Origin of the sequence: Streptosporangium subroseum (genome assembly GCF_900188345.1) — a bacterium.
Classification (GTDB): Bacteria; Actinomycetota; Actinomycetes; order Streptosporangiales; family Streptosporangiaceae; genus Streptosporangium; species Streptosporangium subroseum.
In genome coordinates this window covers 160,075-177,719 of sequence record NZ_FZOD01000010.1, presented here as the reverse complement: position 1 = coordinate 177,719, position 17,645 = coordinate 160,075, and the positions used below count along the sequence as shown (strand labels likewise).

The window sequence follows — 17,645 nt, the reverse complement described above, 5'->3', positions numbered from 1 at the left end:
TCCGTCCTGCACTCCCCGAGAACTTCCAAAGCCGGGCGACCCGCGGCCAAGGGCCGGCGTCCGTCCTGCACTCCCCGTGGGCTTCCGAGGCCGGGCGATTCACCGCCGAGGACCGATACCGGGTCCGGCGCTCCCCCAGCGACTCCTGAAGCCGGGTTCGTCCGCGGCCGAGGGCTGATACACGCCCGATGCGTATCCAAGCGGCCGTGGATACGCGACCGCGGCAGCGCGGACACCCGCACCGCGCATGGTGGCTGAAGTGCGCCGCAACGGCGTACCAACCTCTCAGAACCAGGGCTTTTCACGTGCTCTGCTCCTCGCCTGATCACCGGGCGACCACAGCCACCGAAAGAAAGAATCATGCCCAGCACACTCCACCTCCCTCGTACTCGCGTCGCGTTCGCGGCCTTCGCCTGCCTCGCGGGCCTGCTGGCCGGTTGCAGTAATGCGAATGAGGCGAGCGACTCGTCGACCTCGTCCTCCGCTTCCACTTCCGATTCGGGTTCGGCCGGCACGGCCGACCAGAAGTACGACGCGTGGGAGGCCAAGTTCCGGTCGTGCCTGAGCGAGGCGGGCTTCGAGCTTCCCAAGGAGGCCGGGCAGATCGACTTCGGCGACCGGCAGGACGCCTACAAGGTCGCGGAGGACGCCTGCCTGAAGAAGATCGGCAAACCGCCGACGGCTGATGACGGGCCCAAGCTGACCGACCAGGAAGTGCAGTCCCTGAATCTCGAGCGGACCAAGTGTCTCCGCGACCGCGGATACAAGGTCGACGATCCCAAGCCGGGAACGGCCATGGTCGTGCCCGAGGACGTCAAGCAGAGCGATCTGGATGAGTGCTTCAAGCCATGACGCGTTCCGGACAGCCCGTAATCGAACCGGCGCCGCGAAAGCGCGGCCGCGCCTGGGTCTGCTCGATCGCGGCCGTCGTGGTCGTCGGCGCCGCCGTGGCGATCGCGGTCACGCGGCCTGCGGGTGACGTCGCCGAGGAGACCCAGCACAAGCGTGTGGCGGGCACCGCTCTCGTAGAGCGGAAGACGCTCCAGGAGACCGTCACCTCGCCCGGATCGCTGAGCTACGGCGGGGCGAGCGGGATCGACGCCGGCCGTACCGGCACGATCACCCGCCTGCCGCGAGAAGGCGGCAGGGTCAAGGTCGGCGGCGTCCTGTACGCGATCGACAATCAGCCCGTGGTGCTGCTGCGCGGCAGGCTCCCCGCATGGCGGGCCTTCAAAAGCGACATGAGCGACGGACCGGATGTGCAACAGCTGGAACGGAACCTCGAAACTCTCGGCTACTTCACCGGGACTCCCGACACCCGCTTCGACTGGTACACGAAGGCGGCGATCCTGCGCTGGCAGGACGCCCTCGGGGTGAAGGAGACGGGATCGATCGACCATGGTCTGGTCGTCTTCGCCCCGGGCGAGGTGCGCGTGGCGGAGACCGTGGCACGGGTCGGCGACCAGGTCGGGACGGGCACCGCCGTGCTGAGACTGTCCGGGCTCGACAAGATCGTTACTGTCGAGCTCGCGACCGCGAAGCAGGCTCTCGCCAAGGTGCGGGGCAAGGTGACCGTGAACCTGCTCGTGGGCAAGGCGACGACCGGCACCATCTCCAAGGTCGGCGCTCCCCGGCAGCAGAAGAGCAGCGACGGGAAAGGGATCGTCGTTCCGGTGACCATCACCCTCGACCACCCTGCCGCCGCGGGCCGTCTCCAAGAGATCTCCGTGTCGGTCGATTTCCCCACCGCCAGTCGCAAGAACGTCTTGACCGTGCCCATCGCCGCGCTCATCGCCCTGCCGAAGGGTGGATACGGCGTCGAGGTGGTGCGGAACACGGGAGCGACCGAGACGATCGCGGTGAAGACCGGACTGTTCGCCGGCGGCTCCGTGGAAGTGACCGGCGACGGCCTCGACACCGGGCAGAAAGTCGTGGTCCCCGTACTATGAGCGATTCCGTCATCGAGCTTGATCAGGTGGTTCGCGACCACGGCAGTCCACCGGTGCGAGCGGTCGACCACGTGTCGCTGTCGGTCGTCCGCGGTGAGTTCGTCGCCATCGTGGGACCCAGCGGCTCGGGCAAGTCGAGCCTGCTCAACATCATCGGCACCCTTGACCGGCCCACGAGTGGGCGTACGACCATCGACGGCCACGATGTCGACGCGATGAGCGACGCCGAACTCTCGGCGTTGCGCGCCTACCGGATCGGGTTCGTCTTCCAGCAGTTCCACCTCGCGGACGGGGTCAGCGCGCTCGACAACGTCGCGGACGGCCTCCTTTACACGGGCACGCCCCGCGCCGAGCGTCGGCGCCGGGCGCAGGCGAGCCTTACCCGCGTCGGCCTCGCGCACCGCCTCGGCCACAGGCCCCACCAGCTGTCCGGCGGCGAACGGCAGCGCGTCGCCATCGCCAGGGCGACGGTGTCCGATCCGACGTTGCTGCTGGCCGACGAGCCCACCGGCAATCTCGACCAGAGCTCCGGCGCGAGCGTGATGGGGCTGCTTCACGAGCTCAACGCCACGGGCACCACCGTCGTCGTGATCACCCACGATGTGCAGCTCTCCCGGCAGATGCCGAGACGGATCACCATCCGTGACGGCCGCGTCGTCGACGACGATCGGAAGGCGTCGGCATGAGGCGCGGCAACCAGACCGAGATACGCCGGTCACGCCTGCTCCGCTCCGACGTGTACCGCGTGGGCGCGTCGGGACTGAGCTCACGGCCCACCCGGGTCATCCTCTCCGCGCTCGGCATCGCGATCGGCATCGCGGCGATGATCGCCGTCGTGGGCATCTCCACCTCCAGCCGGGCGAAGCTCGACGCCCAGCTGGCGTCACTGGGCACGAACCTGCTGACCGTCCAGCCGGGTAAGTCGTTCGGGGGCGAGGACGTCACCTTGCCGGCCGAGTCCACCGGCAAGGTCGGGCTGATCCGGGGAGTCGAGAAAACCGGAGCGGTCGCCACGCTGCCGGACGTGAACGTGTATCGGAACCGGCTCATCGACCCGAGCATGTCGGGTGGCATGGAGGTCCAGGCGGCCGGCCTCGATCTTCTCGGCCTCCTCGACGGCACGCCGCGCCAGGGAACCTGGTTCACCGAGGCGACCGCGAGCTACCCCACCGCCGTGCTCGGCGGCATCGCCGCCGACCGGCTCGGCATCGTGAGCCCGGGAAGCCAGATCTGGCTCGGCGACACCCAGGTCACGGTCATCGGGATCCTCGACGCCCTGCCGCTCGCCCCGGAACTGGACACCTCCGCGTTCGTCGGGGAGGCGTTCGCCACCTCGCGCTTCGGCTGGGACGGCAAACCGACCGTCATCTTCGAGCGCTCGGCCGACGCCGCGGTGGAAGCCGTGCGCGACCTCCTGCCGCGCACGGTCAACCCGGAGAATCCCGAGAACGTAAGCGTTTCACGGCCCTCCGACGCCCTGGCGGCGAAGAACGCCGCGGACCTCGCCTTCACCGGCCTGCTGGTCGGGCTGGGCTCCGTCGCACTGCTCGTCGGAGGCATCGGCGTCGCCAACACAATGGTGATCTCCGTACTCGAACGTCGCAGGGAGATCGGGCTACGGCGCGCCCTCGGCGCCACCCGGGGACACATCCGGACCCAGTTCCTCGCCGAAGCCCTCCTGCTGTCGGCACTCGGCGGCCTCGCCGGGACAGCCCTCGGGTTCGGAGTCATCGCGGTGTTCGCCGAGACGAACGACTGGCCCATCTCCGTACCGCCCGCCGTGTTCGCCGGCGGAATCGGCGCGACCATGCTGATCGGAGCCGTCGCCGGCCTCTACCCGGCGATCCGTGCGGCGAGAACCCCTCCGACGGCCGCCCTGAACGGATAACCGATAACCGCACCGGCGGCAGGAACCCTATTCACCCCCGAATGGGAGGGGACACGTCGCGCCCCTCCCATTCGACGGCCGAACGATCCCATTCGGGGGCCGAACAAATGCCGTCGCGGCTCAGGCCGCTCACGCAGGTATGCGCAGCTCCGATGTCGATCAGGAAGGGAACCACTCATGGACAGAAAGCTCGGCCCGCCGTTCGCTCCGCCTCCCCGGCCCCCTGCCGTCACGCGGGGGAAGTGGCCGAGGCGCGTGCTCGTCGCCGTATTGGCGATCGCCGTCACGGCCGGCCTCGGCTGGGCGGCATTCGTCTTCGGCGTCCGATGGATGGACACCTCTTCATTCACCGACGGATTCCCGGGGTGGAGCACCGGCCACACCGTCGGCGTCCAGGACGGCTTCGTGCCGGACGGCGGACATCTCTCTCCCCGCGACACCGAACTGCCCGCGATCGCCAATCTGGACCCGAAGCTCCTGCACGCCGTACAGGAGGCGGCGGACGACGCGGCCGAAGACGGCGTCGACATGTTCCTGACAACCGGCTGGCGGAGCAAGGCGTACCAGCAGCGGTTGCTCGACGAGGCAGTCGTCAAATACGGCAGCGAGCGAGAGGCCCGCCGTTACGTCGGCACTCCCGAACAGTCGCACCACGTCACCGGTGAGGCGGTGGACATCGGTCCGACCGACGCCGACAGCTGGCTCAGCCAGCACGGAACCGACTATGGGCTGTGCCAGACCTACGGGAACGAGATGTGGCACTTCGAACTCGCCACGACGCCGGGAGGTGTCTGCCCCGAGATGCTCCCCGACGCGAGCGACGGCGGGTCGGCCCCAACAGAGTAGATCTACGGCTGCGCCGTACGGCGCACAGCGAATGGGCCGGCGGATCTTCATGGCCGCGATCGACCACGGCCGTCGAAGGAAGGCCGGCACCCACCGTCCGCGGTGTGCTGTACGGCCTGCGCCAGGAGGCCGGACGATGGTCAGGGGAGATCGGGGAAGCGTTCGACGTTGTCCTCGACCCAGGAGAGCAGTGACCCCAGGGGTACGCCGACGGCGGCGAGAGCAGGCCGAACGCCTCCTCGACCTCACCTTGGACGGGCTGAGACCCGCGCCGTCGCAGCCACCCGAAAGCTGACGGCGCAGGCGCCGCCCGTGACCGGGCCCACGGGCCGGCCACGTCCGCGATCGCCTCGGCCGTGAGGGGAGGTAGCGGCGCACATTCTTGGGCTTCCTGTGCCGCGCCGCCCCGATCCGTCAGCGGATGCCCTCGACGATCTGCCGTTCCGTCCAGATCACTTCTGACGTACGCCCTAATGCGGGGCGTGGTGAGCGTCCTCCACGTTGCCGAGGATGTGCTCCCGCCCCCATGCGCCGAGCGGCGCCAGTGCCTCGTTGAGCGAGAAGCCAAGCGAGGTCAGCGAGTATTCGACGTGGGGCGGCACCTCGTCGTACGCCTCGCGGTGCACGATGCCGTCCACCTCCAGCTCCCGCAGGTGGGAGGCGAGCACCTTCTCGGTCACCCCCGGCACCAATCTGCGGAGCTCACCGAAGCGGCACGCCCGTTCGTTGAGCGCCCAGAGGATCAGCACCCCGCCACCACGCCACCGGATCGGCTGGTGACGCATCTGATGATCAAACTGGAAGATCCGGAATGAACCGGTATTCGGCCGCCGACGACCCCCAGGTGGTCGAGTTCGGCGGAAAACCCGGGTAGCGACAACCCTTTGGGCCGGCCGGGCGTATGGACGGGTATGAGACCGAAGGCGGCTATGTGAGCAGCCATCAGGAGTTCACCGAGTTCGTCGCGGCGCGGGGAACCAGCCTGTTCAGGATCGCTCACCTCACCTGCGGGTCCCGTGACGAGGCCGAAGACGTGCTGCAGAGCGCGCTGGAGAAGGCCTACCTCAACTGGGGCCGCCTGCACGCGGGCAGCGACCCCGAACCGTACGTGCGCCGCATCATCGTCAACACCGCGATCAGTCGCGCCCGCCGACACGCGATCCTGCAGATCCTCTTCACCCCCGCGCCGCCCGACACCCCCGCGCCCGACGCCCTGTCCGGCGTCGAACTCCGCCAGATCCTGATAGTCGGCCTTCGCGCCCTGGCGCCTCGCCAGCGGGCGGTCCTGGTCCTGCGTTTCTTCGAGGATCTGACCGAGGCCCAGACCGCAGAGGTCCTGGGTTGCTCCACCGGAACGGTCAAAAGTCAGACGTCCAAGGCCCTGACCCGTCTGCGCGCCCTGATCGGCGCCGATCTCCTCGATGAGGCGTTGCCCCATGCCGAACCTTGAGAACGAACTCCGTCAAGCGATGATCGAGGAGACCACCGCTCTGGGAGCCCCGCCCGATCTCGCCCATCAGGCGATGCGGCGCGCGCGTCAGCGCAGGAGGTCTCATCTGAAGGCACTGGCCGTGGCCGCCGCGATCGTGGTCGGGGTGGTGGCCGTACCCGTCTATCTGGGGGTGCAGGCAGGCAGCCTGGCCTCTCCCACCCGGTCGGCCATCGTCGACGGCGTCCAGGTCGGATACCTTCCCCCCGACCTCGGCACGCCCGAGCAGGAGAAGGTCCGCGACGGAGGTATCCCGGGGACCAGGGCGACCTGGGGCTCGGGAGACGACGAGGTCCTCGTCACGGTCTACCGTCCCACGAGCCTTGGGGTCGGAGATTCCGAGCGCCTGCTGGCCAGGCTCAAGGAGTCCGACGGCACACTGCGAGGAGGCGTCCTGGTGCGTGGGCGCCCGGGGCTCACCACACTCGCGGACGACGACCTGCTCTGGGTGGAGCGGCCGGACCTGGTCCTGCGCGTCGCCGTGGGCACCCGGCACCGGAGCGATCTCCGGGCCATCGCCGACGGCCTCGAACCCGAGGGTCGCACCGGTGGTGTCTTCGAGGGCCTATTCCTCACCTATCTCCCCTCCGGTCTGTATCTGGACGGGCCCACCTCCATCGGCGGCTCCGCTTCCTGGACCCAGATGCAGTGGAAGGGGGACAGCGACACCTCGATGCGACTTCTGACCGTGCGCGGAGTGGGCGCCGAGGACTCACGGAAGCTGCTCGCCTGGGCCAGAGCCCATCAGGACCTGTCCGCCGGCACACCGCAGGAGGTCCGGGGAAGACCCGGATACAGTGCCACCCTGAACACTCCTGGCCAGGGTCGGGCGCACGCGCGCCTGTGGGTGGAAAAGCCAGGACTCGGATACATCCTGGTCATCAGCCAGACCCTGGCTCCCGAGTTGGACAGGATCGTGAACGGCATCGCTCCCGCCGAACCATCACCCGCACCTGGCGAATCGATCGACCAGGTCGGTGTCGCCTATATGCCCTCCGGCCTTCGGCGAACATCCTTAAGCAGCACGCGGCTCGGCACCGACTGGAGCGCGACGACCGGTTTCTGGTCGGACGGCAAACGCGAAGTCAAGGTCGCCGTGGTCCGGGGCGGAGTCCTGCACACCAGCCAGTGGCTCAATGAGTTCCTGCGCGGGGAGAAGCGGCAGCCCGCCCCAGTGGGAAGAGAGCCCGTGGGGATATGGACCACCGACTCGGACGGCCGTCGAGGAGCCTTCTGGGTGGCCCCGGGCGTCGCCGTTCACGTCAAGGTCAGTCCCGATCTGGCCGGCGAGCTGGACAAGATCGTCGCGGGCATTCACGTCCCGAATCCCTAGCCACGGCGGGGCCCGGACCTATGAGGACCGGGCCCCGCCGACGACAACCGGTTCGGCAGACAGGTCATCACAAGGCATCGCGAGGACCGGGCTCCGCGCTGACGGCAACCGGTTCGGCAGGCGGGTCGTCGCGAAGGCATGGCTCCCGGGTTACGCCCGCACTGCCCGGGACGTGAACAGGGTCCGCGCGCGGGCCAGCGCCTCGGCGTCTTCGAGAACCTGTCCCGGACGGTTGCCGTATCCGAGGAGTTCTCCGCCCCATCGCATGCCCATGTAGTCGGCGGTCAACCGCAGCGTGCCGAGCAGAGGCTCCACCCGGGCGGTGTCTTCTGAGGTGTGCGCGGTGATCGCCCACATGGTCTTCCCCCGCATCCGGTTCTTGAAGTCGGCGCCCGGCACCCGGAGCCACGCCGTCCAGTGGTCGAGGTAGGTCTTGGTGCTCGCGGACACGCTGTACCAGTAGAGCGGTGACGCGATCACCAGATCACTCGCCCCGAGGGTCGCCTCCAGCAGGACGCGCTCGTTGTCCACCGGCTGTGGATAAGTGCCCTCCCCCTCGTGGCGGACGTCGCCGAACGTCGGTAGCGGGAGGTCGCTCAGCCGCAACCAGCTCTGGTTCGCCTCCGCGGGAAGATGCGTGGCGGCCTGCCGCGCCAGCGCCTCGGTGTTGCCGTCCCGGCGCGTGCTGCCCAGCAGGAAAAGGAAGTCCACGGAACCACTCCTATGCTCATGCATTAGTTGCATGAGCATAGGAGACCGTGCCCGAGCCATGCCAATCCGGACACGGCCTCCTGAGCGGACAGCCGCCGATCACCGCCTCGACACAGTCGCCGCGCCCATGGCCGCCGTGGCCCCCGCAGCCGCTACAGCCGCTGGGGCCGACCTGACCGCTGCGGAATTTCAGCGGCGCGGGTTCCAGCCCGTGGTGTCGACGGTCAGCCCGAGACGGCGGGCGATGTCATCCCACCTCACGTACTTGAAGTTGGTGTTCTCGCGCGCCTCGCCCTCGGGATCCAGTGCCTCGGGGGTGTTGGCGCCGTCGTGCGTGACGAACAGGCCCTTGGGGAACCGGCGGCCGAGGGGCACGTTGATCACCATCGTCCCGTCGCTGCCCTGCACGCTGTCGATGCCGCCGCGCTCGCCGACCTGGAAGGAGCCGAGGTAGGCGTTCCGGCCCCTGCGGTCGTAGACGGCGAAGGTGTCGCCGCCCTGGCCGGAGGCGATCAGGTAGCCCTTGCCGTCCTTGCCGTAGTAGATGGTCACGCCCTCGGCGTCCGCGGTCAGGTTGTCGCCGCCGTATCCGGGATCGGCTCCGGGGACGCACTCCTCGGTGTCGGCGTCGTAGGTGGCCGGTACGCCGTACTCGCGGACGCGGTCGATCAGTACCGGTGAGCCGGTGAGGTCACCGGAGATGCGCCAGATGCCGACATCCTCCTGAGCCGCGTAGAGCGTGCCGGTCTGGGCGTCGACGACCATGCCTTCGATCTGCGGACCCACGCCCGGCTCGTCGCAGGGGCTCCAGCTCTGACCGTTCGGGAGGGTGAAACTCGACGGCAGATCGATGGTCCGGAGCTTCGTGTAGCCGACCTTGCCACCCGGGGCGTCGGTGAGCTTCAGCAGCGCGAGCCGTGTCGTGTGCCGGCGGCTGACCAGGACGTAGGTGCCCGAGTTCCGCTTCCAGGTCGCGAGGCCGTACACGGTCTCGGCGTTGTTCACCTCCGCCTGGGTCGCGTTGAAGACGAACGGCGCCGCAGGATCGGTGATGTCGGTGAGCGGCCGCCGGTTCCGGCCCGCTTTGGCCGGGTCGACGCGGTAGACGCGCAGCTTGTCCGAACCACGATCGGAGGCGACGAAGATGTCCGACCGGCCCGCTCTGGACGCGTGGCCGTAGACGACGTCCACGTTGTTCAGCCGGCCCGGCTCGTCGTCCCGACCGGGCGCGGCCGGTGCGGGCAGGTGCTGGAGCTGCCTGCCGTCGAGGTCGTAGACGTACAGACCGCCCTCCTTGGCGGTGGTCGCGATCACGCTCGACGCCGGTGAGGTGGGGTGGACCCAGATCGCCGGGTCGTCGCCGTTGGCGTTGCCGCCGGCCTCGTCGTCGAAGAGTGCAGGGGTCTCGATTCGGGGTTCGACGGTGGGCAGGTCTCTCGCCGTCGCCGGTGGTGCCACGACACCGAGCAGACCGATCGTCAACGCGGTGGATGCCAGGGCGGTCAGAGGGCGCATTGACTTCTCCTCGTAAGGGAACCTTGCAACCTTGATCCTGTTCAGAGAAACGGAAGGGACGATGAACCGTGCCGAAACTCCCCGCCAAATCGGGATTCCGTTAGTCGTCACGGCCGACCGCCTTCTTCCCGGCGGCGACAGCCGGCTGTGCCGAGGAGAACGGGTCTGGGACCGTCCGGTGAACTGAAAGTCGATGAGCCGAGGCATCGTTTACGGATTTATCAGTCATCTGGTCGATATACATATGAGTCGATCGAACCGATTGAGCGGAATCAACGTCTCAGCGTTGTGAAGCCTCTCTATGTGATCGGCGCGGCCCTGGCCGTGATCGCGATATGCGCGGCAGCCGTACTGATCTCACGATCGGTGAGCGGGTCACCACCGGTGCCGGCGGCGTGCCCGCAGCGATGGGACAGCGACACGATCGGCGGCTGGGTGCCCGCCGCCGCCGACCTCGACGGGGCCGAGGAGTCACTCGTGCCCGGCGAGCCGATCGAGGCGATGATCTGCGCCTATCCCGGGAGCAACACGGATCCGGGGGGTGAACGGCTCGCCGGGTCCCGGACCCTGACGGGCGAGACCAAGGCGATGGCCCGCGACCTCGGCTACCTTCCGGTGAGCACAGCGGATCACGGCTTTGCATGCACGGCAATGGGCGGGCCGATGACGAACTATCTCATCCGGTTCGCCTACCCGGACGGAAAGGCGCTCTGGGTGGGCAGCGCCGAAGAGGTCAACTCCTGCGCGAGGACCACGAACGGCACGACCGGCAGCCGCTCCTACGTCGGGCCCAACATCACCGCCGCCTACCGGACGGGAACATGGAAGCCCGTGCAACCGGACGACCCCTGCAAGGGGCGCACCACCGGACGCCGGGGTCAGGACGAGCGAATGGTGCCCGACAAGCCCATCTCCGTCCTGGTGTGCGGGGAGGCCGCCTCATACGATGGGCGGCCCCCGCGGCTGGAGCACGGCGGACAGGTGGCCACGACTCTGGCGGCGACGCTGAACTCCCTGGACTCCGTGCCCAGCGAGAGCGGGTGCCATCCGATCGCAGGCATGGACCAAGGCCATTTCCGGCTGCTGTTCGGCTACGAGGACGGACCGCCCGCAGACGTCCAGATCTCGATGGGCTGCAAGCCCGGCATCGACAACGGGCTGCTCCAAGCCGACATCGACGACCCCGTCCGTGACCAGGTGACGCGGCTCGCCCCGCTCAAGGACGGCGGAGCCGTACCGGGTGAATGATCTTAGTGGTCGAGATGCTCAGGCTTATCAGTGCCGTCACTGCCAACAGGACGATCATGGTGGCAACGCGTCGTGGAGAGCCAGCTCCTCCGTAGGGAGCAGGTCGTACGCCGCGGCTATCCGGCGTGCTTGTCGAAGGCCTCCACCCCTGCCTGGGCGACCGTGATGTCCTGTTCCACGTTTCCCGCGCTCACCCCGATCGCGCCGACGACCTCACCGCCCGCCTCGGCCAGCGGGATGCCGCCACCGAAGATCACCAGGCCTCCGTTGGTCACCTCGATGCCGTAGAGCGAGCCACCGGGCGCGGCCGCCATCCCCAGCTGCTCGGTGGTCATCCCCATCAGTATGGCGGTGCGGGCCTTGCGGACGGCGATGTCGATGCCGGCGCGGATGGCGCCGTCCTGGCGTGCGAACGCCAGCAGGTGTCCGCCGTCGTCGACCACGGCGATGTCCATGGGCTGGCCGATCTCATCCGCCTTGTCCAGCGCGGCGTCCAGCACGTGGCGGGCCTCGGCGAGGCCGAATCGTGCGGGCATGATGACGTCTCCCTTCACTGATCATTACGGTCGCGGACGAGATCTTCACTTGGCGATCAATACGGTCGCGGACGAGATCTCTCTTCACCGATCGGTACGGTCGCGGATGATGTCCCCCTCACTGATCGACGAGATCGCGGGTGCCGTCGCGCTCCTAGGTGGGCACCTGTTCCAGCTCCGCGTCCAAGGTGATCTCCGTGGCGCTGAGTGCCACGGAGACGGGGCAGGTTTCCTTGGCCTTCGTAGCCGCCCGGCGGAAGGCCTCCGCGTCGACGCCCGGAACGGCGGCCCGCACGACCAGCCGGATCTCCGTGATCAGGTAGGCCTCTCCACGCTGGTTCTGGGACACCGTCGCCGTGGTGTCGATCCGTTCCGGGGGTGTGCCGGCCGCGGTGAGCAGCGCTGACAGCTGCATGCTGTAGCAGGCGGAGTGTGCCGCGGCGATCAGCTCCTCCGGGCTGGTCTGACCGTCCGGTTCGCCGGCCCGGGTGGGCAGCGAGAACGTGAACCGGCCCGCTCCCGAGGAGACGAGGGTGACCGTTCCCGATCCGGTGACCAGCTCACCGGTCCATCGTGTCGTGGCAATGCGATCAGGCATGGGAAGAGCCCTCCTGCTGCTTGAACGGAATGCCGACGACCAGCCGGGCGGCGTTGTGCCCCATGGTGCGGGCACTCGAAGGCGGGCCCGCCACCGCGGGCGCGTCCGGCGGCAACTTGGCGTGGTGCACACAGATGTACCCCGCGGCGTCCACGCCTATCCCCACGTCGAGGTTGGAGGCCTGGGCCGCGGCGAAGGCCAGCTCCCGCGCGCCGCCGTCCGCCGCGTTCCCGGCAGGGCACGACCCGTTCTCAGCACGGTACGGCCCGTTCTCAGCACGGTACGGCCTGTCTTCGGTGCGGTACGACTCGTTCTCGGCAGGGCGGGGCACGCTCTCGATGCGGCATGGCACGCCCTCCTCCTCCATGCCGGCGGTGATCTCACGCAGGCAGTGCCGATTTCCGAGATCCGGGTGGTGGAGCAACACCACTGCGGGCCGGTTTCGCCCCGCGCGATCGGAGTGCCGGTCATTGACAGGTGCGTGGTGCATGATCCGTCAGCTCCTCACCACGGTCCTGACCGCATGATCCGTCAACCTCTCACCCACGGTCCCGGCCACAGGATCTGTCGACCTCTCACCCATGATCCCGGCCACATGATCCGCCGACCTCTCATCCACGGTCCCGGCCGTGCCGTCCATGTCATCCATCAGCGCTCACCGCGGTTCTGGCCGCCCGTGCCGACGCGTAGCCGACGACCAGGCCGGTGGCCACCGCGTTGCGCGGGCCCTCGGAGCCACGCACGTTGCCGGTCCCGCTGACGATCCCGAACTCCGCGACGGCCTCCGCGATCATGTCCGGGATCTCGAAGTCCAGCGCGGAACCGCCCAGGACCACCACAAAACCCGTACGCCGGATGTTGCCGCCCGGGACCACCTGCTCCAGCGCACGGAGCGCGTTGACCACGAAGACCCGGTGCTTGGCGGATCTGCGCACCTGACGGATCTTCTCCACGCCGTGCCGGGTGGGGATCGGGTGCATGCCGGCGTCGGTGAGCACGACGACGCGGGCGAAGGCGTCGGCGGGCAGGGGCTTTTCGAAGAAGCGGACGGTGCCGTCCTCCATGCGGATGTGGAAGAAGCTCTCCGCCTTCGCCAGCGGGTACTTCTTGATCTCTTCGGCGAGTTCCAGGTTCTCCAGCCCGAGCTCGGAGTCGATCAGGTTGGTGACCAGGTCGCCTGCCCCGGCCAGGTGCACCGAGTGCACCTCGGCGTTCTCGGTGGACACCGCCGCGTCAGTGGATCCGCCGCCGAGGTCGAGGATCGCCACCGGCCTCTCGGTACCCGGAGTGGTGAGCGCGCCCAGCAGTGCCATGTCGGCCTCGACGCCGCCGATCAGCACCTCCGTGCCGAGGGCCGCGCGCAGCTGCGCGGCGAGCAGCTCCATCGGCCCCCTGCTGGTACGTACCATCGCGGCCAGCGCGACCGCGTTCTCCAGCGCGAACTCCCCCGCCAGGCCACCGGTGATCCGCTGCGGTACGAAGGTGTCCACGGCGAGCACATCCTGGATGCGTACGGTGTCGACCGGCATCGCGGTCAGCCCCGACATGGTGTCGCGGACGCGGGCGAGCATCCCGCCGACATGGGTGCCGGGCTCGCCGACGGCGTCGACCAGGGGCTGCACCCGCTGCAGCGTCGCCATGATCTCCTCGGCGCCGGCCTCCATCTCGACCGGCCGCTTGGCCTTCTCCCCGATCAGGGTCAGGGTGCCCGCGGGGATCCTGCGGTCGGTGATGTCCCCGGCCGGGGTGCGCACCACCACGGCCGAACGGTTGCCCACCAGCGCCCGCGCCACCGGCGCGATCATGCGGGTCTGCTCGGGGTTGAGCTCGAACACCGTGGCGATCCCGTAGGAGTTGGACAGGGTCCGGATGGTGCGGCCCTGCTCCGCGACCTCGACGGCGGCCGACATGCCCAGCGGCACCCTGTCCACCAGCGTGACCTCGTCGACCACCGGTACCTGCTCGGCCAGCCGGTTGGCGATCAGGTTGGCGTCGTCGGCGTGCACGACCACGCCGGTGACCCGGACCCCGCGCGCGGCGGCGCCGTTGATCCCCGCGGCGGCGTCCTCGAAGTCGACTCCGGCGCCGACCACGCAGATCACCGCGCTCCCCGCGGCGCAGCGCGGCAGGTCCGGGAAGGCCACGGTGGTGCCGACCCCCAGTCCGACACCACCGGGCGTCTCCGGGTTGTGCCCGATCATCGTGGACTCCGTGATGATCGTCTCGGTGATCGTCTCCATGGCCATTCCGCTGATCACGGGGGTCGCCTCGTTGACCAGCACCGTCTGGAGTTCGGCCGGATCACGTCCGGCCCCGGCCAGGGCCTTGCGCACGACCTCGACGACACCCGAGACGTTCTCCGTGGTGCCCTTCACCCCCGAGGTCCTGCCCAGCGCCCCGGAGAGGTAGGTGACCTTCCCGTCCTCGCCGACGTCCGTGAGGCACGCCTCGGTGGTCGAGTTGCCGATGTCCACCCCTGCCACCAGGGACATGATCTTCCCCAGCCTCAGCCGGCGTCGGCCATGCTGATCAGCGCCCCGAGCTCCACCGGCCCGGCGTCCGGGCGTACGAACTCGGTCTCCTTGATGTGCAGCAGCGCGGCCTTGGCCTGCCAGCGCGGACGGGCCATGTAGTCGTTGCGTGAGGGCACGGGTTCGGGCGACTCCCCCTTGGCGTACCGGGCCGCGTTGCGGCCGATCATTCGGAAGGTCTCCAGGTCCATCAACGGCGCCTGCGGGAACAGCTCCAGGTTGGAGAGGCGGACCAGGTCCTTCTGGTGGATCATGGTGGTCCCGCGCGAGAGGATGCCGATCCCGATGCCGGAGCCGGAGAGCCTGGCCGCGGTGTGGGCGATGACCGCGAGGTCGGCGCTGGAGCGGAGCCGGATGACGCGGGCGTGCACGCCCTGCTCCTCCACCCCGGCCAGCAGCTCACGCAGCACCTCCGCGTGCGGAACGTCGACGATGGTCTTGGAGAAGAAGTCGCCGAACGCCGGTGAGATGCCGATGACCACCTCGTCGGAGCGGCGCCCCTGATGGGCCGCGCCCTTCTCCTCCAGGTGCAGCGTGCGCCGACCGGCCGTGCCTCCCGTGCCTACCGCCGTCCCGGCCGGAACCGCCTTCGGGGAGGAGCCTCCGACCTCCTGTTCCGGGTTGCGGGCGCTGACGACGTGCCGGAGTTGTTTCATCTCCTCCCACCGCGCGCCGCTCGGACGGTATCCGCTCCCCGGACCCGCGTAGTCGTTGGCGTCGTTGACGGCCGAGAGTGTCGTCAGCTCCGGGGTAAGGATCGCCGAGGTGTGCAGCAGGTCACCGGAGACCCGCTGCCTCAGCACGCCCAGCAGCGCCTCGGCCACCTCGGGGAAACCGCCGGCCTCCAGTCCCTTGACGATGTCGAGCCCGGTGACGCCCCGGTCCATCACCGACTGCGCCGACTTCAGGTCTTCGAGCACGTCCCGGAGCGGCAGCTCCTTGCTGCCGTGGGAGTAGGTGACGGCCTCGATCTCCCTGTCGGTGATCGGCGCCAGGTCGAGGTGGGCGAACACGCCCTGCAGCGCTCGCGCGGCCCGGTTGCGGGCGGCGAGGATCTCGGCCTCCGGGACGTGCCGGAGCGCGCCGTCGACCTGCAGGTCCCGCTGGAGGGTGTTCCAGTCGTCGTAGTCCTCGGGGTCCATGTTGGAACCGGCGAACATGTTGTCGTAGTTCGGCACGGCGGAGTAGCCCGAGCAGATGAAGTCGGTGCCGGGCAGCAGCTGCGGCATCATCCGCGCGGTGCGGCGCATGTCGGAGTGCGAGAAGGACTGGTCGTTGCCGGAGGCGCATTCGAGGTCGACGGTGCTGGCGATGAGGTTCTCGGCCAGTACGGCGCGGATCCCCGCCGGCACCGCGCCGGGCACGCCGATGCAGCTGATCGAGCCGTTCTGCAGACCCTGGACCCCGGCGCCCTTGGCGACCAGGATGCAACGGACCTCCAGGTACAGCATCGACTTGCCCTCGGCGTTGCCCATCTGGACCTCGGCGCCGGTGCCGGAGGTGAACCGCATCTTGATCCCGCGGGACGCGTACGCGGAGGCGAGGAACGCCTTCGACCACGGGGTGTCGTCGCCGTCGCAGAAGACCTGCTCGGTGCCGTACACCGAGATCGTCTCCGCGTAGGCGGTGATGCCGCGCATGCCCAGCTCAAGCTCCGTGGCCTCCTCCAGCGCGCACTGGGTGAGCACACCTGGCTTCCCCGCCTGGGCGCCGACCTGCAGCGCGATGGCCACCAGCGGGGCGTACCGCACCACGCCGAGGGTGGTCTCCAGCTCGCGGAACCCCCGCAGCCCGGCCTCTGCGGCGTCCGCGGCCACCTGGACCGGGTTGTCCCGCGCGCTCGTGGAGTGTCCCTGGTTGGCCGGGGTGCGCCGCGCCCGCATCTTCTGCATCGCCATCATCATCTCGACCACGTTCATGGTCTTGACGACCTCGAGCAGCTTGGCGGGCGTCAGCCCGGACGACACCGCCAGCACCTCGGCGCGCGACACCCTCGGGTCCAGCAGCATGTGCGCGATCTCGGTCGCCGGGATGGCCATCGCCCGCTCGGCCGCGGCGGCGTCGATCGCGTGGTCGGCGATGAACTGGTCGAGGAAGTCGAAATCCTTCCTGTCCTTCCCGTCCATCTCCACGATGGTCCCGTCCTTCACCCGCACGCTCGGCCGCGGGTCGTACGGGCTGTCCATCGCGACCATGCCGACCTCGGGCCACTCCTCCACGAAACCGTCGAGGTTGACCGGGCGGTTCTCCAGGATCTCCGTGCGCTTGGAACGCCTGGGGACCGCCGGCGTCTGGCGGCCGGGCCGCTGAAGGGCCGCTGTCGCTTGGGCCGCCGGCGTCTGGGTCGTTGACGTTTGGGGACGCGCCGCGCGCTTGGTGCTCATCTCCGGTCTCACCTTCCTGATGCCTCTGTCGCCGGCGAATACGTCCGGCGAACGCGTGGCGTGCTCAGCTCGCGAGGATGCCCCGGCGCTCGTACACGTCGGCGGCCTCCCTGATCAGTTGCGCGCACAGCGTGGCGGAGTAGTCATGCTCCAACTCCTCCGCGATCGCGGTCAGCTGCTGTTTTGTGGAGGCGCGCGGCCGCAGCGCGTTGTAGAACCCCAGCACCTTCTCGTCGGGCAACGCGGTCAGCTCGGCGGCCCTGCGGAAGTTCTGCCCGAGCTGCGGCCTGCCGACGGAGTCCGCGATCTGCGCCTGCAGCCGCAGCGTCTCCGGCGCGATGCGGAGATCCTCGGCCGCCACCTCGCCGGCCAGGACGGCCTCCATGGTGATCTCGTCGAGACGCTTGCCGGTCGGGGTCCTGAGCAGCTCCGGACGATGGGACGCCAACGGGTAATCGCGCTGCGGATCCAGCTTTTCCGAGGTCATCGGCTCGCACCTGCCTTCTCCATCACGAGCCCGCGGGCTCGATGTCACCGGAGTCGCCACCGTCTCCGACCGAACGCATGAACGGTCACCGCGGTGCCAAGATGTGACGAATGCTAAGAAACGTTACGTT

17 protein-coding genes are annotated in these 17,645 nt (G+C 68.9%); 8 read left to right on the top strand and 9 right to left on the bottom strand.

Annotation, left to right across the window (positions count from 1 at the left end):
• The first annotated feature begins 360 nt into the window (after positions 1 to 360).
• The 5 genes from CHC08_RS13375 (at position 361) to CHC08_RS13355 (ending at position 4,683) form a co-directional block, all read left to right on the top strand.
• A complete protein-coding gene (locus CHC08_RS13375; protein ID WP_089207565.1) occupies positions 361 to 852 on the top strand; it encodes a hypothetical protein in 492 nt (163 codons plus the stop codon).
• A complete protein-coding gene (locus CHC08_RS13370) occupies positions 849 to 1,949 on the top strand; it encodes an efflux RND transporter periplasmic adaptor subunit (RefSeq protein ID WP_089207564.1) in 1,101 nt (366 codons plus the stop codon). The genes CHC08_RS13375 and CHC08_RS13370 overlap by 4 nt, the downstream gene beginning before the upstream one ends.
• A complete protein-coding gene (locus tag CHC08_RS13365; protein WP_089207563.1) occupies positions 1,946 to 2,635 on the top strand; it encodes an ABC transporter ATP-binding protein in 690 nt (229 codons plus the stop codon). Before CHC08_RS13370 ends, CHC08_RS13365 begins: the two co-directional genes overlap by 4 nt.
• Complete coding sequence (locus tag CHC08_RS13360) at positions 2,632 to 3,837, top strand: ABC transporter permease (protein ID WP_089207562.1); 1,206 nt, start codon at positions 2,632 to 2,634, stop codon at positions 3,835 to 3,837. The genes CHC08_RS13365 and CHC08_RS13360 overlap by 4 nt, the downstream gene beginning before the upstream one ends.
• A 177-nt stretch (positions 3,838 to 4,014) precedes the next feature.
• Positions 4,015 to 4,683 (top strand): M15 family metallopeptidase, encoded by a 669-nt coding sequence (locus CHC08_RS13355; RefSeq protein ID WP_245878292.1) that lies wholly within the window; start codon positions 4,015 to 4,017, stop codon positions 4,681 to 4,683.
• A 470-nt stretch (positions 4,684 to 5,153) separates the two neighbouring features.
• Here the strand turns inward: CHC08_RS13355 and CHC08_RS13350 are convergent, their stop codons facing one another.
• Positions 5,154 to 5,468, bottom strand: a complete 315-nt coding sequence (locus CHC08_RS13350) for a winged helix-turn-helix transcriptional regulator (protein WP_089207561.1) — start codon at positions 5,466 to 5,468, stop codon at positions 5,154 to 5,156.
• Positions 5,469 to 5,614: 146 nt separating this feature from the next.
• On the opposite strand from CHC08_RS13350, the gene CHC08_RS13345 reads away from it, so the two are divergent.
• Both CHC08_RS13345 and CHC08_RS13340 read left to right on the top strand, forming a co-directional pair.
• The gene (locus CHC08_RS13345; RefSeq protein WP_218825300.1) at positions 5,615 to 6,133 is read left to right on the top strand and encodes a SigE family RNA polymerase sigma factor; all 519 of its coding nucleotides are present in this window, start codon (positions 5,615 to 5,617) and stop codon (positions 6,131 to 6,133) included.
• Positions 6,120 to 7,505: a hypothetical protein gene (locus CHC08_RS13340; RefSeq protein ID WP_089207559.1), complete on the top strand. Its 1,386-nt coding sequence runs from the start codon at positions 6,120 to 6,122 to the stop codon at positions 7,503 to 7,505. The genes CHC08_RS13345 and CHC08_RS13340 overlap by 14 nt, the downstream gene beginning before the upstream one ends.
• A 150-nt stretch (positions 7,506 to 7,655) precedes the next feature.
• Here the strand turns inward: CHC08_RS13340 and CHC08_RS13335 are convergent, their stop codons facing one another.
• Positions 7,656 to 8,216, bottom strand: a complete 561-nt coding sequence (locus CHC08_RS13335) for a flavodoxin family protein (protein WP_218825299.1) — start codon at positions 8,214 to 8,216, stop codon at positions 7,656 to 7,658.
• A 189-nt stretch (positions 8,217 to 8,405) separates the two neighbouring features.
• A complete protein-coding gene (locus CHC08_RS13330) occupies positions 8,406 to 9,731 on the bottom strand; it encodes a phytase (RefSeq protein WP_089207558.1) in 1,326 nt (441 codons plus the stop codon).
• 288 nt (positions 9,732 to 10,019) lie between these two features.
• Between CHC08_RS13330 and CHC08_RS13325 the strand changes: the two genes are divergently transcribed.
• Positions 10,020 to 10,979 carry a hypothetical protein gene (locus CHC08_RS13325; RefSeq protein WP_089207557.1) on the top strand — a complete coding sequence of 320 codons (960 nt, stop codon included), beginning with the start codon at positions 10,020 to 10,022 and terminating at the stop codon, positions 10,977 to 10,979.
• A gap of 116 nt (positions 10,980 to 11,095) precedes the next feature.
• Here the strand turns inward: CHC08_RS13325 and CHC08_RS13320 are convergent, their stop codons facing one another.
• The 6 genes from CHC08_RS13320 to CHC08_RS13295 all read right to left on the bottom strand — a co-directional run bounded on the left by CHC08_RS13320 (position 11,096) and on the right by CHC08_RS13295 (position 17,563).
• A complete protein-coding gene (locus CHC08_RS13320) occupies positions 11,096 to 11,515 on the bottom strand; it encodes a GlcG/HbpS family heme-binding protein (protein WP_089207620.1) in 420 nt (139 codons plus the stop codon).
• Positions 11,516 to 11,669: 154 nt separating this feature from the next.
• Positions 11,670 to 12,113: an OsmC family peroxiredoxin gene (locus CHC08_RS13315; protein WP_089207556.1), complete on the bottom strand. Its 444-nt coding sequence runs from the start codon at positions 12,111 to 12,113 to the stop codon at positions 11,670 to 11,672.
• The gene (locus CHC08_RS13310) at positions 12,106 to 12,603 is read right to left on the bottom strand and encodes a glycerol dehydratase reactivase beta/small subunit family protein (RefSeq protein ID WP_143653208.1); all 498 of its coding nucleotides are present in this window, start codon (positions 12,601 to 12,603) and stop codon (positions 12,106 to 12,108) included. Before CHC08_RS13310 ends, CHC08_RS13315 begins: the two co-directional genes overlap by 8 nt.
• A gap of 151 nt (positions 12,604 to 12,754) precedes the next feature.
• Positions 12,755 to 14,605 carry a diol dehydratase reactivase subunit alpha gene (locus CHC08_RS13305; RefSeq protein ID WP_089207555.1) on the bottom strand — a complete coding sequence of 617 codons (1,851 nt, stop codon included), beginning with the start codon at positions 14,603 to 14,605 and terminating at the stop codon, positions 12,755 to 12,757.
• A gap of 14 nt (positions 14,606 to 14,619) precedes the next feature.
• Entirely contained in the window at positions 14,620 to 17,028 is a 2,409-nt protein-coding gene (locus tag CHC08_RS13300; protein ID WP_275937170.1) for a propanediol/glycerol family dehydratase large subunit, read from the bottom strand.
• 64 nt (positions 17,029 to 17,092) lie between these two features.
• Positions 17,093 to 17,563 carry a diol dehydratase small subunit gene (locus CHC08_RS13295; RefSeq protein WP_275937169.1) on the bottom strand — a complete coding sequence of 157 codons (471 nt, stop codon included), beginning with the start codon at positions 17,561 to 17,563 and terminating at the stop codon, positions 17,093 to 17,095.
• Positions 17,564 to 17,645 lie beyond the last annotated feature (82 nt).

Bases quoted from the DNA above. Each gene is read 5' to 3' on its own strand.
- CHC08_RS13350 (WP_089207561.1), bottom strand. From the start codon at position 5,468: ATGCGTCACCAGCCGATCCGGTGGCGTGGTGGCGGGGTGCTGATCCTC.
- CHC08_RS13365 (WP_089207563.1), top strand. From the start codon at position 1,946: ATGAGCGATTCCGTCATCGAGCTTGATCAGGTGGTTCGCGACCACGGC.
- CHC08_RS13340 (WP_089207559.1), top strand. From the start codon at position 6,120: ATGCCGAACCTTGAGAACGAACTCCGTCAAGCGATGATCGAGGAGACC.
- CHC08_RS13330 (WP_089207558.1), bottom strand. From the start codon at position 9,731: ATGCGCCCTCTGACCGCCCTGGCATCCACCGCGTTGACGATCGGTCTG.
- CHC08_RS13320 (WP_089207620.1), bottom strand. From the start codon at position 11,515: ATGCCCGCACGATTCGGCCTCGCCGAGGCCCGCCACGTGCTGGACGCC.
- CHC08_RS13305 (WP_089207555.1), bottom strand. From the start codon at position 14,605: ATGTCCCTGGTGGCAGGGGTGGACATCGGCAACTCGACCACCGAGGCG.
- CHC08_RS13375 (WP_089207565.1), top strand. From the start codon at position 361: ATGCCCAGCACACTCCACCTCCCTCGTACTCGCGTCGCGTTCGCGGCC.
- CHC08_RS13355 (WP_245878292.1), top strand. From the start codon at position 4,015: ATGGACAGAAAGCTCGGCCCGCCGTTCGCTCCGCCTCCCCGGCCCCCT.
- CHC08_RS13300 (WP_275937170.1), bottom strand. From the start codon at position 17,028: ATGAGCACCAAGCGCGCGGCGCGTCCCCAAACGTCAACGACCCAGACG.
- CHC08_RS13370 (WP_089207564.1), top strand. From the start codon at position 849: ATGACGCGTTCCGGACAGCCCGTAATCGAACCGGCGCCGCGAAAGCGC.
- CHC08_RS13315 (WP_089207556.1), bottom strand. From the start codon at position 12,113: ATGCCTGATCGCATTGCCACGACACGATGGACCGGTGAGCTGGTCACC.
- CHC08_RS13310 (WP_143653208.1), bottom strand. From the start codon at position 12,603: ATGCACCACGCACCTGTCAATGACCGGCACTCCGATCGCGCGGGGCGA.
- CHC08_RS13360 (WP_089207562.1), top strand. From the start codon at position 2,632: ATGAGGCGCGGCAACCAGACCGAGATACGCCGGTCACGCCTGCTCCGC.